The 14618-nt window shown below is 67.3% G+C and carries 13 protein-coding genes and 1 pseudogene; 3 read left to right on the forward strand and 11 right to left on the reverse strand.

Features of this window, described 5'->3' with window-relative positions:
- Positions 1–113 precede the first annotated feature (113 nt).
- On the forward strand, positions 114–1538 hold the full coding sequence (locus tag ASC98_RS15180) for a polysaccharide lyase family 1 protein (protein WP_082541933.1): 1425 nt from the start codon (positions 114–116) through the stop codon (positions 1536–1538).
- A gap of 170 nt (positions 1539–1708) precedes the next feature.
- Positions 1709–3991: a carbohydrate-binding protein gene (locus ASC98_RS15185; RefSeq protein WP_056809927.1), complete on the forward strand. Its 2283-nt coding sequence runs from the start codon at positions 1709–1711 to the stop codon at positions 3989–3991.
- On the opposite strand, the gene ASC98_RS15190 is transcribed toward ASC98_RS15185, so the two are convergent.
- From ASC98_RS15190 to ASC98_RS15220, 7 genes are read right to left on the reverse strand one after another with little or no spacing between them, the layout of a single operon-like run.
- A complete protein-coding gene (locus ASC98_RS15190) occupies positions 3945–5126 on the reverse strand; it encodes a hypothetical protein (RefSeq protein WP_056809929.1) in 1182 nt (393 codons plus the stop codon). The genes ASC98_RS15185 and ASC98_RS15190 overlap by 47 nt on opposite strands.
- Before the next feature lie 40 nt (positions 5127–5166).
- Positions 5167–5811, reverse strand: a complete 645-nt coding sequence (locus ASC98_RS15195) for a class II aldolase/adducin family protein (RefSeq protein WP_056809931.1) — start codon at positions 5809–5811, stop codon at positions 5167–5169.
- 18 nt (positions 5812–5829) lie between these two features.
- Positions 5830–7314 carry an aspartate aminotransferase family protein gene (locus tag ASC98_RS15200; RefSeq protein WP_056809934.1) on the reverse strand — a complete coding sequence of 495 codons (1485 nt, stop codon included), beginning with the start codon at positions 7312–7314 and terminating at the stop codon, positions 5830–5832.
- Positions 7311–8006, reverse strand: coding sequence for a class II aldolase/adducin family protein (locus ASC98_RS15205; protein ID WP_056809936.1), 696 nt, complete (start codon positions 8004–8006; stop codon positions 7311–7313). Before ASC98_RS15205 ends, ASC98_RS15200 begins: the two co-directional genes overlap by 4 nt.
- The gene (locus ASC98_RS15210; protein ID WP_056809938.1) at positions 8003–9592 is read right to left on the reverse strand and encodes an FGGY-family carbohydrate kinase; all 1590 of its coding nucleotides are present in this window, start codon (positions 9590–9592) and stop codon (positions 8003–8005) included. Before ASC98_RS15210 ends, ASC98_RS15205 begins: the two co-directional genes overlap by 4 nt.
- A 13-nt stretch (positions 9593–9605) precedes the next feature.
- Positions 9606–10496: a TorF family putative porin gene (locus ASC98_RS15215; protein ID WP_082541932.1), complete on the reverse strand. Its 891-nt coding sequence runs from the start codon at positions 10494–10496 to the stop codon at positions 9606–9608.
- 39 nt (positions 10497–10535) lie between these two features.
- Positions 10536–10955, reverse strand: a complete 420-nt coding sequence (locus tag ASC98_RS15220) for a DUF2147 domain-containing protein (RefSeq protein WP_056809940.1) — start codon at positions 10953–10955, stop codon at positions 10536–10538.
- A gap of 115 nt (positions 10956–11070) precedes the next feature.
- Here ASC98_RS15220 and ASC98_RS15225 point away from each other — a divergent pair, with 115 nt between their 5' ends.
- Positions 11071–11763, forward strand: a complete 693-nt coding sequence (locus ASC98_RS15225) for a TetR/AcrR family transcriptional regulator (RefSeq protein WP_056809942.1) — start codon at positions 11071–11073, stop codon at positions 11761–11763.
- 475 nt (positions 11764–12238) lie between these two features.
- Here ASC98_RS15225 and ASC98_RS15230 read toward each other — a convergent pair whose 3' ends face one another.
- The 4 genes and pseudogenes from ASC98_RS15230 to ASC98_RS29500 form a co-directional block, all read right to left on the reverse strand.
- Positions 12239–12592, reverse strand: coding sequence for a hypothetical protein (locus ASC98_RS15230; RefSeq protein ID WP_056809944.1), 354 nt, complete (start codon positions 12590–12592; stop codon positions 12239–12241).
- A 538-nt stretch (positions 12593–13130) separates the two neighbouring features.
- Positions 13131–13322: pseudogene (locus tag ASC98_RS15235) on the reverse strand (hypothetical protein); the annotation flags it as partial.
- Between the two features lie 138 nt (positions 13323–13460).
- Complete coding sequence (locus tag ASC98_RS30445) at positions 13461–13769, reverse strand: hypothetical protein (protein ID WP_157597941.1); 309 nt, start codon at positions 13767–13769, stop codon at positions 13461–13463.
- Positions 13770–13780: 11 nt separating this feature from the next.
- A partial coding sequence (locus ASC98_RS29500) for an RHS repeat domain-containing protein (protein ID WP_162252894.1) occupies positions 13781–14618 on the reverse strand: 838 nt, incomplete at its 5' end.

Genomic DNA, 14618 nt, shown 5'->3' on the forward strand with positions numbered 1-14618 from the left:
GCCAACGGCCGCCGCGGCGATCACGGTTTCTTCAATGTTCCGTCAAGTCTTCCGAAATCGCGACTCCCACAATCGCGGCGGATTTCAGGCGCAACGCGACGGGACCTTTCACGATGAGCACGCAACGACCTTCCTCCTCACGCACCCACGCGGCGAGCGCGCTGTTCTGCACGCTGCTGCTGTCTGCCTGCGGTGGCAGCAGCGACTCGGGCAGCACCGCGGCTGCTGCGCCCAATTCGGCGGCACCCGCACCCGCACCCGCACCCGCACCCGCACCCGCACCCGCACCCGCACCCGCACCGGCCCCTGCGCCATCGGCTCCCGCGCCTGCGCCAGCACCGGCGCCTTCACCCGCTCCCGCTCCCGCGCCAGCACCCTCGCCGGCTCCGGCCCCAGCGCCGGCGCCCGCTCCTGCACCCGCCCCGACTGCCGACGACAACACCCGCGACGTCGCACCGGCCACCGGCTGGGCGAGCGAAGCGGGTGGCACCAGCGGCGGCTCGGCGGCCGTGTCCACCGCGGTCTACAAGGTGACGACCGCCACCGAGCTGCTGGCCGCGCTGAAGGCCGGCGGCAGCGCGCCCACGATCGTCAAGGTGGTCGGCACCATCGACATGGCCGCGGCCGACAATGGCGGCGCGTTCAAGAGCACCGGCGACCAGAAGGCCCGCGCCCGACTGTCGCTGAAGGCCAATACCACGCTGATCGGCGCCGGCAGCAACGCCGGGCTCGTCAATGCCTACCTGCAGGTGAGCGGCGTCCAGAACGTCATCATCCGCAACCTGCACATCGTGAACCCGTGCGACGTCGGCCCGGTGTGGGACCCGAACGACGGCGACGCCGGCAACTGGAATTCGGAGTACGACGGCATCACGGTCGACGGCTCGAACCACGTCTGGATCGACCACAACACCTTCACCGACGCGCCGCAGACCGACGACCTGTCGCCGGTCGAGAACGGCAAGGTCAAGCAGTGCCACGACGGCGCCCTCGACGTGAAGAACGGCTCCGACTACGTGACGGTGTCGAACAACGTCTTCGACCAGCACGACAAGAACAACCTGATCGGCTCGTCGGACAGCACGACCAGCGACGACACCCACCTGACGGTCACCTTCCACGGCAACCTGTTCAGCCAGGTGACCGAGCGCGCGCCGCGCGTGCGCTTCGGCAGCGTGCACGTCTACAACAACTACTACGAAGGCAGCAAGTCGCACCCGGTGTACGCCCACCAGTACAGCATCGGCGTGGCCTACAAGGCGAAGATCATCTCGGAAAACAACGCCTTCGACATCCAGGGCGCGAGTGGCTGCGCCAGCGTGCTGAAGAACCCCGGTTCGTCGAGCAAGACCGGTGCGATCAAGGAAAGCGGTTCGCTGCTGAACGGGGCGGCACTCGACCTGTCCGCCTGCAGCTTCAGCAACGCGGTCGGCTGGACGGTGCCCTACGCCTATGGCAAGGCCTTGCTGCCGGCGGCAAGCGTGAAGGCGGCCGTCAAGGCATCGGCGGGGTCGGGCAAGCTGGCGGTGGCGCCGTGAGCCGTCCGGCCCGCCAACACCTGCTTACTCGCTCGTTCCCGTAGTCGCCGCTGGCGCCTGTCGATCGGGGGCACAATCGCCTGACTGGTACTTAATTGGTTATGTTCGTGCCAGAGCTGTAAAAGCGCGGATCCCTCGGGGTCCCGACTGCAACTTCAAGGCGAACTCCAATGGTCCATTCCACTTCGAAGCCGGGCGCCAATGCGCGCCGCACCCTTGCCGCATTGACGCTGGCCGTGGCCGCCGCAGCGGTTCACGCCGCCTACCCCGCGTGGAAGGCCGACACCTTCTACCCGGCCGGCACCATCGTGTCGTACGCCGGGCATGACTACAAGGCCTGGGTCGCGCAGACCGACTACACCGGCACCGGCTGGAACCCGACGACGGCGAGCCTGTGGCAGGACCTCGGGTCGAGCAGCGGCACGCCGCCCGCACCGGCGCCGGCCCCTGTGCCCGCGCCGGCACCGGCCCCTGCACCCACACCCGCACCGGCGCCTTCACCCGCTCCCGCGCCCACCCCGTCGCCGGCACCAGCTCCTGCACCGGCTCCCGCGCCAGCGCCAGCACCGGCTCCCGCCCCCGTCGGCGCGCCCGCCAAGCCCACGCTGCAGATCCAGAACTACGACCACGCCGGCAACTTCGCGATCGTCTGGAACAAATGGTGGGGCATCAGCGGCACCACGTGGGAGCTGTACGAGGACGGCGTCAAGGTCCAGTCCGGCACGCTGACCGATGTTGGCAACGCGGCGCAGACGGCAACCCTCCAGATCACCGGCAAGAAGCTCGGCCTCTACACCTACCAGCTGAAGCTGATCAACGCCGCCGGCGCCACGCTCAGCGATGCGTCGTCCACCACCGTCGGCAACGCGTCGCTGATCGGCATCAAGCAGTGGGACATCGGCGGCCAGTCGCTGCAGAGCACGCTCGCGACCGGCTCGGTCACGCTCGACCTCAGCGTCGCCGGCGTCGCCTACCCGACGTTCACCGTCGCGTCCAACAACCCGAAGGTCGCGACCGCCTCGGTCAGCGGCAGCAAGCTCACCGTCACCGCGCTCGGCGCCGGCCGCGCCGGCATCCGCATCCTCGACAACAACGGCAACGGCCGCTGGGTCGGCGTGCGAGTGAAGAACGCCGACGGCAGCCTGCCCGGCCTGCCGTCGCACGTGTCGGTGGGCTCCGTCTCGGACGACAGCGGCACCGCGCTCGCGAACTGGCAGAACTTCGGCAGCGGCGATCTCAACACCCGCGCCGACCTGCGCTACATCTACCTGAACGGCGGCGCCTCGGTGCCGGGCAACACCAGCTGGTGCACCTGGACCACGGTGCCGTGCTTCCGCGCGACCAGCTTCATCCGCGAATCGAAGAAGCTCGGCATGGTGCCGGTCTTCGTGTTCTACAACATCGCCGATGGCGGCGAGAGCTACCCGACCGACCTCGCCCACATCCAGGACGCGACCTACATGGGCGCGTATTTCAAGGACTGGGTCAGGACCATCGACATCGCGAATGCCGAGGCCGGCGACGACCCGGTGGGCTACGTGATCGAGCCGGACTTCATCGGCTACATGATGCAGAACTCCGGCCTGCAGCCCTCGCAGATCACCGCGCGCGTCGACCAGGCATACGCCGCCGGCGTGCTGACCGCGAGCGACCCGCAGTTCCCGAACACGCTCGAGGGCTTGGTCAAGGCGGTCAACTACATCGTGCAGAAGCGCAGCCGCAACGCGTGGTACGGCTGGCAGATCAACATCTGGAGCGACGCGCAGAGCGGTGCGTCGACCAACGGCCTGATGCACATCACCGACACCGCCGAGAAAGGCTGGGCGGCCGGCCGACCGTACATCGCCGCCAGCGCGCAACGCGTCGCCAACTACTACAACGCCGCCGGCATCACCAGCTATGGCGCGAGCTTCATTTCGTTCGACAAGTACGGCTACGACGGCGGCGCGGCCGGCAACGCGAAGTGGCAGTTCAACGCCGACCACTGGAACAACTACCTCTACTACGTGCAGACGCTGAACACCGCGCTGAAGAAGCCGGTGGTGCTGTGGCAGCTGCCGGCCGGCCATGTGAACGGCTCGGTGGGCACCAACCCGGCCACCGGCGCGCCATTCGCAACGCTGACCAACGCCAGCAGCCGGCACTACGAGGACACCGCACCGACCTACTTCTTCGGCGACACCTTCACTGCCACGCCGAGCATCTTCGCCGCGAGCTACTACAAGACCAACGCGGCCGGCGACCCGAAGGTGACGTCCAACGGCACGCAGATCACCTGGGGCAGCCACCTGCAGGAAGCGAAGAACGCCGGCGTGGTGTCGCTGATGTTCGGTGCCGGCGTCGGCGATTCGACCGACAACATCGGCCTCGGCAACCAGCCGCTGACCGACGACCGCTGGTGGCTTGTCAAGGCGAACCGCTACCTGCAGGGCGCGGTCGTGCCGCTGCCCTGAAGGCCGCCAACGCCAGCAACAGCGCCGCGGCCGCCACCGCGAACGCGGCGCTGAGCCAGGGCACGGCGCCGGCATCGTCACCTTCGACGATGAACGACGCCATCAGCGGCCCGAAGGCGCTGCCCAGCAGCTGGGCGGCCGGCACCAGCCCGGCCAGCCGGCCGCTGGTGTCGGCACCGAAGGCCAGGCCGATGTGGAACGGCAGCATGAACATCCACACGAAGCCGAACAGCGCGCAGCCGATCGCGAAATCGAACGAGTGCCCGGCCGGCAAGGCGTGCAGCACGAACATCACCGCGGCCAGCACCGCCGAGCACGCGACCAGCGTCGCCCGCGCCGGCAAGCGTCCGACCGCGAACGCGGCGATGCTGCCGCCGATGACCTGCATCACCAGCACGCCGGCGATCAGCGTCTGCGCGGCGCGCGCGTCGAAGCCGGCGGCCTTGCCGAGCGGCTCCAGGTAGGCCCAGAACGCGCCGAGCGTGGCCAGCTGCAGGAAGGCCACCGCCAGCGGCAGCCCGGTCGGCAGCGACCAGCGGAAGCCCGACACCGCCGGCGCTGCCAGCGGCGCGAGCCGCGCCGGCTGCCGGAAGGCCAGCACGCAGGGCAGCAGCGTCAGCACCGCGAGCGCCGCGAAGCCGCCTTGCCACCCCGCGCGCGGAATCACCGCATGGGCCAGCACCGCGCCGAGCGCCGCCTGCGCGATCGTCTGCACGACGAAGAAGATGCCGCCGAGGCGCGCCGGGTTGGCGTGGCGCACGATGACGCCGGTGGTGCCCCACACCAGCACGCCTTCGGCCAGCCCGGCGGCGGCGCGCACCGCCGTCATCGCCGCATCGCCCGAGGCGCGCGTCGTCAGCAGGTCGAGGCACGCGGCCAGCAGTGCGGCGACCAGCGTGATGCGCCGCAACTGCGCACCCGGCAGCAGCGCGTCGCCGAGCGCGACACCGAGGCCGAGCGTGACGATCTCGGCCATCGCGACGATGCCGACGCCCTCCAGGCTCACCTGTTTCGCATCGACCAGCTCGCCGAGCAGGATCGGCTGCACGCCGATCATCAGCACCGCGATGGTGCCGATGGCCAGCGCCGCGGCGACCTGGCGTGAAGACATCGGCGGGGCGTCGTTCGCGGGCATGCGGGGCTCTCCTCGTTGCGGTTGCACGGCCTCTGGCCGGTCAGTATCCCTTGCTCTCTTCGGGCAGCAGGCCTTGCGCGAAGCGGGCTTCGGCCCGCGCTGCATCCTTGCGCATGCGGCCGTTGGCGATCCACCGCACCCACCACGGCAACGCCTGCACGCGGCCGCCGGCAGCCACCGCGAGCACGTGCGCCTTGGCGCATTTCTCGAACAGCTCGGCGTTCAGCGCCAGCCGCGTTGCGGTGGTGCCCAGGCACAGCGGCCGGCCTTGCAGCATCAGCACGTTGCCGCGATGTTGCAGCGAGCGTGCCAGCGTGCCCGGCGGCGTGGCCGGGGCCATCGGGCCGAGGTGGCGGGCCTGTTCGTCGAACAGCTGCGGCATCGTGCCGCCGAAGTCGGCGAGCGCAACGCCGAACGACCCGCCACCCCATCCGATGGCCCCCACGTCAGGGCGTGCGCGGTAGACCGCGGCATGGGCGCCCTCTTCCCCTCCGGTGTTCCCTCCGTTGTCCTGATTCAGCGGCAGCCGCCGCGGCGCCGCCTCACGCGCGGCGCCGAACCACATCGCCGCCGCCGCCGGCACGCGCAGCGACAGGCTCGCGCCCTCGCCGCCCAGCAGCTGTTTCAACTGCAGGCGTTCGCGCAATTGCAGCCATTGCGTGCACAGGATCTCGTCGGTGTTCATCGCGTCGTGGCCGCCATGTCAGACCAGCTTGAACACGTCTTCGAAGCGGTTCAGCGCATCGTCGATCACCTCGTCGGTGTCGGCCAGGCTGGTGTACAGGCGGCTGCCGGCCAGCGTGATCAGGCCGTGCGCGGTGTAGGCCGCGCCCATCTCTTCCATCATGTGCTTGCGCGCCTTGGCCTCGTCCTTCGCGCGGTACAGCTTGTAGAGGCTGCTGGTGTCCATCAGCAGCACGCCCGAGGTCTGCAGGTGCACGATCGAGCCGATGTTGTAGACGACGTACGGCAGGCCGCGCGCCGCGATCAGGCCTTCGAGCCCGCGCCGCAGCCGGTCGCCGGCGCGGCCCGCCACGCCCGCCGCATCGACGCGCTCGGCCTCCTGCAAGGCATGGAAGCCGGCGACGCACGACAGCGGGTTGGCCGACAGCGTGCCGCCGACGAAGGCGCGCCGCGCGGTGGTGCCGATGCCGCCGACCAGCAGCATCATCACGTCGCGCCGGCCGCCGATCGCGCCGGCCATCGGGTAGCCGCCGGCCAGGCACTTGCCGAGCACCGTCAGGTCGGGTTTCACGCCGAAATAGCCTTGCGCGCCACCCATGCCGAGACGGAACCCGGTGACCACCTCGTCGAAGATCATCAGCGCGCCGAACTCGTCGCACAGCGCGCGCACCTGGCGGTTGTAGTCGGGGTGCACCGGGCGGGTGCCGCTCTCCGGGCCGAGCGGCTCCAGCAGCACGGCCGCGGTGCCGCCGCGCAGCCGGTTGATCTGCAGCTTGCGCCGCAGCGCGTCGAGATCGTTCGGATGGCATTCCTGCGTGTGGGCCGTCGCGCCGCGCGGGATGCCAACGGCTTCCATGCGCCCGGTGCCGGGCAGCCGCATGCCGTAGACCAGCTGGTCGCTCCAGCCGTGGTACGCGCCGCCGATCTTGATGACCCACTTGCGCCGCGTCCAGGCACGCGCAAGGCGCACCGCGCCCATCACCGCCTCGGTGCCGGAGCCGAGCAGCCGCAGCATCTCGACGCCCGGCATCGCGCGGCACACCAGCTCGGCAAGCTTCACCTCGTACTCGTGCAGCAGCCCGGTGACCGGGCCGCAGTCGTCGAGCACGCGGTCGACGGCCTCGCGCACCACCGGGTGGTTCGAGCCGAGCAGCGTCGGGCCGCCGGCCTGCAGGAAATCGATGTAGCGGTTGCCGTCGACATCGGTCAGGTGCGCACCCTGCGCCTTCGCCGCCGCGATCGGGAACGGATGGTTGAAGGCCAGGTTGTGCTGCACGCCGCCGGGGATCACCGCCTGCGCCTGCTCGGCGAGGCGCCGCGAGCCGGCGCAGCGCTCGTCGAAGTGGCGCAGCACGCTCGCCATCGCATCGCGGCGGATCGGGCGCATCGGCTGCTTCACGAGCTCGTCGAAGCGACGGTAGAGCGAATCGACGTCTGGCCAGGCCGAGATGGCGCTGGCGGGGGCCGATGCGGCGGCGGAGTGGATCGGTGCGAGGTCGCTCATGGCGTCGTTCTGTTCGTGGTTGCGGAGTTCGTGCTCGCGAGATGGATGGCATCGGCCAGTTCGGCGTCGAGCCGCGCGAAGACCCCGCGCCGGGCCGGCTCGCGGGCCGCGCGCGCGGCGATGCGCTGCCGCAGGTGCATGCAGGCCAGCGTCTCCAGGTCTTCGACGGCCCGCACCGCCGCGTCAGCACTCGGGCCGCAGCACAGCACGCCGTGGTTCAGCATCAGCCAGGCGTGGGTGTCGTCGCGCAAGCGGCGCGCGAGCAGCGCCGCGAGCCATGCGGTGCCCGACGGCGCGTAGCCGACGACCGGCACGCGGCGACCGAGCGAATGCCGCCACGGTCCGTCGGGCACGTCGAGCGGCTGCCCCAGCAGTGCACAGGCGCTGGCGATCGGCTGGTGCGTGTGGATGCTGCACTGCACATCGGGCCGCGCGCGCAGCACGCGCGCATGCAGGCCGGTCTCGACCGATGGCGGCCGCGTTCCTTCGAGCGGCACGAGGTCGGCCAGGCGCAGCACGCACACATCGGTGGCGCTCATCGTCAGGTAGTCGGTGGCCGACGGGGTCACCGCGATCCGCTCGGCATCGATGCGCAGCGCGATGTTGCCGCCGGTGCCGGCCAGGTGGCCGCGCCGCGACAGCGCGACGCACAGGTCGACGACCAGCTGCCGCTCGGCCACGGTGCCGCTCATGCGGCGGCTCCCTGCGGCGCGTTCAGCCGGTGGTACAGCGGCGCGAGGCGCTTGTGCACCTCCTTGAAGGTCTCGAACTTGTCGCCGTACAGCCGGCGCAGCGCGCTGGCCGGCTCGTAAGTGCGGCGAGTGCGGCGCAACGCGGCCAGGTCGCTGAACTGCAGCGCGCCGATGCCGACCCACGCGATGCTCGCGGCGCCGATCGCATTGGCCTGGATCGCGCTTTCGAGCTGGCGGATCGGCTGGCCGGTGACGTCGGCGATGATCTGGCACCACACATCCGATTGCGCGCCGCCGCCGACCGCGGTGACGGTACCCACGTCCCTGCCCAGCAGCCGCGCGAACGGCTCCAGCATCCAGCGGGTGTTCAGCGCGACGCCTTCGAGGAAGGCCCGGAAGATGTCCTCGCGCGAATGCTCCAACGACAGGTTCAGCAGCCCGGCGCGCAGCCGCGGATCGTCGACCGGCGTGCGCTCGCCGTGCAGCCACGGCGTGTACAGCAGCCCGCGCGCGCCCGGCGGCACGCGCGCGGCGATGCGGTTCAACAGCTCGTAGACGGCGGGGTGTTCGTCGTCGCCGGCGAGTTCGTCCGGGTGGTACAGGATGCGGTCGCGCAGGAACGACAGGTTCGCGCCGGCGGTCGACTGCAGCGCCATCGCGAGGTAGCGCCCATCGACCGCGCACGGCACCGCGGCGATCTTGTGGCGCACGTCGGTCTTCATCGCCGGCACGTGCGCGCCCAGCCACGACGAGGTGCCGAGGTACAGGTGGGCCTGGTAGTCGCCGACCGCCGCGCCGACCGCCACCGCCGAGGTGTCGATCGCGCCGCCGACCACCACCGTCTGCGGGTCCAGCCCGAGCGCTTGCGCCACGCCGGGCAGCAACGGGCCCAGCACCTCGGTCGAGCGCACGATCTCGGGCAGCTTGTCGGCATCGACGCCCAGCAGGCGCAGCAGGCCGGCGTCGTAGCGCACCCGGTGCGAATCGCGGTTGTCGGTGACCCAGCTGGTCAGCGCGGAGTCTTGCGTCGCGCAGAAGCGGCCGGTCAGGCGCAGGTTCAGGTAGTCGGGCACGTTCAGGAACTTGTGCGTGCGCGCGCAGCGCTCGGGATCGTGCGCCTGCAGCCACGCGATGTGCCCGGCCGAATCGCGGCCCGACAGCGACGGCGCGCCGCCGCTCAGCCGCAGCCAGCGCCACAGTTTCAGCGGGCCGTAGCCTTCGATGTTGAGCCCGCGGCCGCGCGCCCGGCGTGCGATCGCATCGGCGCCGCGCGCATCGAGCCAGGTCATCGCGCGGCCGATCGGCTGGCCGGCGCCGTCGACGCACACCGTGCCCTCGGTCTGCGCCGAGCAGCACACCGCGACCACGCGGCGGCGCAGGCGCTCGTCGGCCAGCAGTTCGCCGGCAGCGCCGATGAAGGCCGTCCACCAGTCGTGCGGATCCTGTTCGGCCGCGGCGCCCTGCACGTGCAGCGACACCGCGCGGAAGGCCCAGGCCTGCACCGTGCCGTCGATCGACACCAGCGCGCATTTGCAGCCGGAGGTGCCGAGGTCGACCGCGAGCACCAGCCGTTCGTCGGAAGTCATCTCGGGGTCGTGCTCAGAACTTGCGCGAGACCGTCACGAAGAACTTGTTGTTGTCGGTGGCCTTCAGCTCGTCGCCATCTTGGGCGAGGTACAGCTCGCGCACCCGCGTGTGCGTGGTGACCCAGTCGGCGCTCCATTCGAAGCCCCAGCGCTTGTGCGTGATGCCGACGCGGTAGTCCGAGAAGTTCGCCTCCTTGAAGTTGGCGATCTTCTGGTAGCCGGCGTGCAGGTTCAGCGTGGTGGCCGGGTCGAGCGAGTGCTTGTAGTCGAGATCGTAGAGCCAGCTGCCGCGCGAATCGTGGTCGCCGCGGGCGTAGCACTCGAGCCCGGCGGTCGGGTCGGGCATCAGCGACAGCATCGTGCCGCAGACGCCGCCGGTGTCGGCGCCGCGGTAGGTCTTCGAGATGACGTTCAGCACGCGGCCTTCGATCGCGCCCCAGCCGATTTCGAGCACCGCGAACTGCGAGTTGTAGTTGGTGCTGCGAACGTCGGTCGGCACGAAGTTGACGAAGTCGAAGCCGTGCGGAGCGTCGAACTTCGCACCGGGGAACAGCTCGGCGGCGAGGCCGAGGCCGAAGTGCCAGCCCTCCGGATCGCCGGCGCGATAACCCGCACCCAGCGTCAGGCCGAAACCGTCGCCCTGCAGGAATTGCTTTTTGCTGACCGACGAGATTTCGACCAGCCCGATCGCGCCGCTTTCGTGCGCGGCCTGCACGCTGAGCTTGACGCCCGGCTTGCCGAGCGAATCCGAGACGCCGCGCGTGCGCTGGTCGGAGGCGACGCGCACCTCGGTGTCGACGGCATAGCTGGCCGTCTGGTTCTCGGCCGCGAACGTCGGCACGGTGATGGCGAGCAGCATCAGGCCGATGGGCACCGGCGGCCGGCTGAACAAGGTCGGTTGCATGGGCGTCTCCAGGGTGGGGGTTGAATCGGGATGGGCGGATCAGAGCTTGCAGACCGGCGTGTCGGGCAGTGCCGGCACGCGCTTGAGCTGCTCGGTCTGGCCGAGCACCTCGACGCCGACGAAGGCGCGGATGTGGAGGTCGCCCGACTTGACGCGCACGACGCCCTTGTATTTTTTCTTGTCGCGCGGGTCGTAGACCCAGCCGTCGCGCCAGGCGTCGGCGTCATAGCGCTCCAGCTGGGCGATCAGCACGCCGCAGGTGTCGGCGGGCGTGCCGGCGTCCTTGTCCCAGACGATGCGGCCGCACAGCGCGGAGGGCTTGTCGGCACAAGGCTTGAACTCGATCACCGCGTCTTTCTCGGCGGTCTGCCACAGGCCCTTCGCGTCGTCCGGGCCGGCGGCCGTGGCGCTCACTGCCATCAGGCCCAAGACCATGCCCACGCAAGACATCAACTTCATGCCGCGATCTCCTGATCAGTAGTCATGACTAGTTTATAGTGATGACTATCGTTTTGTCATCCACCTGATCGCCCTCCGATCACCGGACAATCCCTGAGTCACCAGCCCACCCACGATGCCGACCCCCCGGAAGAACCAGCCCGCGCTGGCGACCAAGAAGCAGCCGGCGCAGCAGCGCGCGACCGACACCTACGAGCGGATCCTCGAGGTGACGGCGCAGACGCTGGCCGACGTGGGGATCGAGCGGCTGTCGACCAACCTGGTGTGCGAACGCGCCGGGCTGACGCCGCCGGCGCTGTACCGCTACTTCCCGAACAAGTACGCGCTGTTGAGCGAGCTGGGACAGCGGCTGATGCAGGCGCAGAACGAGCGCATCGGCGACTGGATTTCGCCGGAGGTGCTGGGGGGTTCGGCCGAGGAACTGGAACGAGCGCTCGAAGGGCTGATCCTCGCGACGCATGAAGCGACTGCGCAGACCGAAGGCGGCGTCTGGATCATGCGGGCGCTGCGCGCGGTGCCGGCCTTGCAGGAGGTGCGGCTGGCGTCACATGCCGCGGTGACGCGCGAGCAGGCGCAGATGCTGGCGAGCGCGCTGCCGGGCGCGGATGCGGCGCAGCTGCAGCTGGTCAGCCGGATCGTCGTGGAGCTGGTGTATGCGACGGTGGAGATGCTGTTCGACGAGCCGCTCGATGCCACCGCGGTCGCGCGGACGGTGGCGGGGATGATTGCGAGTCATCTGGGGAAGGTGCGGCCGGTGGTGGAGGCGCCGAAGCCGGGGCGAAAGAAGGCGGGGCGCCGGCCTTCCTGATTCAGCGCGACAGAGCACTTCAGGCCACAGACAGCGACGGATCTACTTTCGAAGCCGGAAATAGAGCCACAAACCCTCCAGGAAACTGAGCACGACTCCCCCCGCTACAACAGGCCACAGTGTGCTCATCCGAAGAGATAGATAGGCTGTGCCGAAGAAGACGATCGACGCAACGATGTGAAGTGGCAATGCCAGGAGAGGTTGTCGAATGGGTTCTGCCGCTGAGGATTGCGCATCGTCATTTTCTGCACTCGCATTCTGTGCGTTGAACGTCAGGTAGATCTGGCATTCGATTGCTCCTCAGAACGTGCTCTGCACTCGATGCATCGGCTCGATCGATATTCTCGAGGGCATCGCCGAGGCCTGCAAGAAGACCCAGCGAGATTCCGCCATAGGGTCCTGTGCGAGTCGCAGGTTGCTCGTCGCCTCGGTGTTGTAGGTGCTCGGGATGCCGGGCGGATCACCTCGAACAGTGCTACTCCGTCGCTGGCAGCCGAAGAACGCGAGCGACCTCTTCGGGATTGATGCGGCTGCAGCGGACCATGTGCTCGCAGTAGTCGCCGACGGTCTGGATGACCAACTTGCCTCGCGCCATCTCTTTGAGAAGGCGCTTGTCAGCGACATCCTTGATGTCGCCGTCAACGATGTCGAACTGGTTGGCCTTGAAGTCGGAAGCCGGGTTCGCCTTCAGCTCTTGCCCCAAGCGGGCATCAAGGGACAGCGACACCTCGGGCACGCCGAACACGTCGGCCAGATGCCGCAACGAGTGCCGGCGAACAACCTCTTCCGAAGGGACCGTCGTCGCGGGGCTTTTCACTCTGAACCACATCCGCAGTTCCCTCCTGACGACGTTGCATCCCATTCAGGTCGCGCAACTGGGGTCGCGCCGGCGCTTGGACCGCGCGTCGACCTGCCCGCCCCCTCGGCCCTTCGGTATCACGCTGGGGCGCGACGCACCTTCGGGTCAGCTGTTGTACTCGATTAACCATGATGCCACGAAACCGTTTGCGACAAGAACTCGCCGTTGTTGCTATTTCTGGGTTGAACTCTCGTTTTGGCTATTGCCTCTCCCTTCCGTATGAGGGAAAAGAGCCAATAGCAACAGGCAAAATCCAATGATCACCAGCAGCACCCGACTCTTTAGAAAAGCATCGTTAAGCCTAGTTAGACCCAATACAAATCCAGATGAAAATTCACCATTTTTCTGCGCTTGCATGGCCACCTCACGGCCGATTGCGTCAAGGCCGAATGTGCAAGTCAGAAAAAGGTACGCGAACAACAACAAAGCAATCGCTGTTCGCATCCACGATCGTCTCGACACGAGCGCAAAAACTACGCAAGCCAGCGGAAATATGCCATATATTATATTAATTGATGTCATTTCCTAATCTCGCAAGAGGCCAGCCAAGTATCCGCAGGTACCTCTGAATCATTCTCAGGTTGTGGCCGGCGCCGCAGAGGATCGCGGGCATCGCATCGCCGAGTTCGCCGTGCAAGTTCCTGCCCAGCAATCCGTCAGCCTCCATATGTCCGATCATCGGCTCGACCACCTGCCGTCGCTTGAGCAGCTTCACGTTCTTGAGCGATTCGGTGTGACAGCAGGGCCTCCAGGTATTCGATGCAAATTCTTCGCGCAGTGAGGCCACCACCACTTCACTTGTTCCGAGAGCTGCTTCATGCCCTCCCAGGGCCGGACACTATTTTGACAACCAAGCAATTAATAAAATTATCGCAGCCAAAGAAAATATGATGCGAGCTCGAAAATCCAAACCCTTCTTGCCATTTGCATAGTCGACCCGCCCCAACACCAACACCCTGAAAACACTTGCCGCGTCAAAACTGGCGCCGAAGAAGAAGGCTGACGCCGCCAACCAGAACAAGAAAATTCTCAAACCGTCTGCAGTGCCGGCATAGGCGGCCTTAATCATCAGCCCTAGAGCTAGCCCCCTAAATAGCCAAGACAAAGTCATTTCCAATTTTTTACTCTGCGGAGTTTCATTCTTCATAAATCTCCTTTTCAAAAACCAATGGGCGTTGCGCCACCTACTGGATATACAGGCGAGTTCTCTAGGAGCCAGCGCTCGCGAGCGAGCCGTTCTTCTCGGGCTCGCGCCCAAGCGCCAGGGTTCTTTCTCTCTTGGCAAACACAACGATCGGCGACCGCTGCATTCTTTAGGCTTGCCAATGCCGTTGCTGGCAATGACGCGGTCTCCCCAAACAAATGCAAACCCTTCGCGCCAAACTGAAGAATCATGTTCGTCGAAGCACTCATGTACCTATAAGCAGCAACTTTGGATCCAACCCCACCTCCTGTCAAAGCAACAGATTCGATCCAATGATCGTCAACGTTGTATTCATTGGGGTACAAACTAAATACGCTAAACTCTTTCGCTATGCCTGAAAGCCAGCCAAGGTCTTGATTCATCAAAAATTGCATGCATTCGCGATCCGGAGCGTATTCAACTCCGGGTTTGGCGTGGTTGCCACCGCCCCCCATCAAGCCTGATGAGTCAATCATGTTTATCGGCTGATTATTGGCATACGCATATGTAGAGAAGGAGGCACCAGCCAGCCCGATTGGATCACTTTGCCTATAGGCGCCGCCGTCTGGAGCGTAATAGCGAAAGTAGTTGTACCAGAGCCCCGACTCTGCATCCGCATACTGTCCCGGCAAGCGCAGGTTCTGCGTGAAGACCCCCAGCCCGCTCGGATTGTTCGCCGGCGCCGTGGTGCCGAAGGGCTCGGCCAGCCAGTGCCAACGCACCCGGTTGCTGGTGTCCACCACCACCCTCGGTGCATTCAGGTGATCGGCGTGGATGTAGGTGATGAGCGGCGGGCCGCTCGCGTTGGCCGGG

This window comes from Rhizobacter sp. Root1238 (assembly GCF_001425825.1).
Taxonomy (GTDB): Bacteria; Pseudomonadota; Gammaproteobacteria; order Burkholderiales; family Burkholderiaceae_C; genus Rhizobacter.

What these genes read in the sequence shown, in the direction of transcription:
- ASC98_RS15190 (WP_056809929.1), bottom strand. Translation starts at nt 5,126, where the DNA reads ATGCCCGCGAACGACGCCCCGCCGATGTCTTCACGCCAGGTCGCCGCG.
- ASC98_RS15200 (WP_056809934.1), bottom strand. Translation starts at nt 7,314, where the DNA reads ATGAGCGACCTCGCACCGATCCACTCCGCCGCCGCATCGGCCCCCGCC.
- ASC98_RS15230 (WP_056809944.1), bottom strand. Translation starts at nt 12,592, where the DNA reads ATGTGGTTCAGAGTGAAAAGCCCCGCGACGACGGTCCCTTCGGAAGAG.
- ASC98_RS30445 (WP_157597941.1), bottom strand. Translation starts at nt 13,769, where the DNA reads ATGAAGAATGAAACTCCGCAGAGTAAAAAATTGGAAATGACTTTGTCT.
- ASC98_RS15225 (WP_056809942.1), top strand. Translation starts at nt 11,071, where the DNA reads ATGCCGACCCCCCGGAAGAACCAGCCCGCGCTGGCGACCAAGAAGCAG.
- ASC98_RS15195 (WP_056809931.1), bottom strand. Translation starts at nt 5,811, where the DNA reads ATGAACACCGACGAGATCCTGTGCACGCAATGGCTGCAATTGCGCGAA.
- ASC98_RS15210 (WP_056809938.1), bottom strand. Translation starts at nt 9,592, where the DNA reads ATGACTTCCGACGAACGGCTGGTGCTCGCGGTCGACCTCGGCACCTCC.
- ASC98_RS15205 (WP_056809936.1), bottom strand. Translation starts at nt 8,006, where the DNA reads ATGAGCGGCACCGTGGCCGAGCGGCAGCTGGTCGTCGACCTGTGCGTC.
- ASC98_RS15185 (WP_056809927.1), top strand. Translation starts at nt 1,709, where the DNA reads ATGGTCCATTCCACTTCGAAGCCGGGCGCCAATGCGCGCCGCACCCTT.
- ASC98_RS15215 (WP_082541932.1), bottom strand. Translation starts at nt 10,496, where the DNA reads ATGCAACCGACCTTGTTCAGCCGGCCGCCGGTGCCCATCGGCCTGATG.
- ASC98_RS15180 (WP_082541933.1), top strand. Translation starts at nt 114, where the DNA reads ATGAGCACGCAACGACCTTCCTCCTCACGCACCCACGCGGCGAGCGCG.
- ASC98_RS15220 (WP_056809940.1), bottom strand. Translation starts at nt 10,955, where the DNA reads ATGAAGTTGATGTCTTGCGTGGGCATGGTCTTGGGCCTGATGGCAGTG.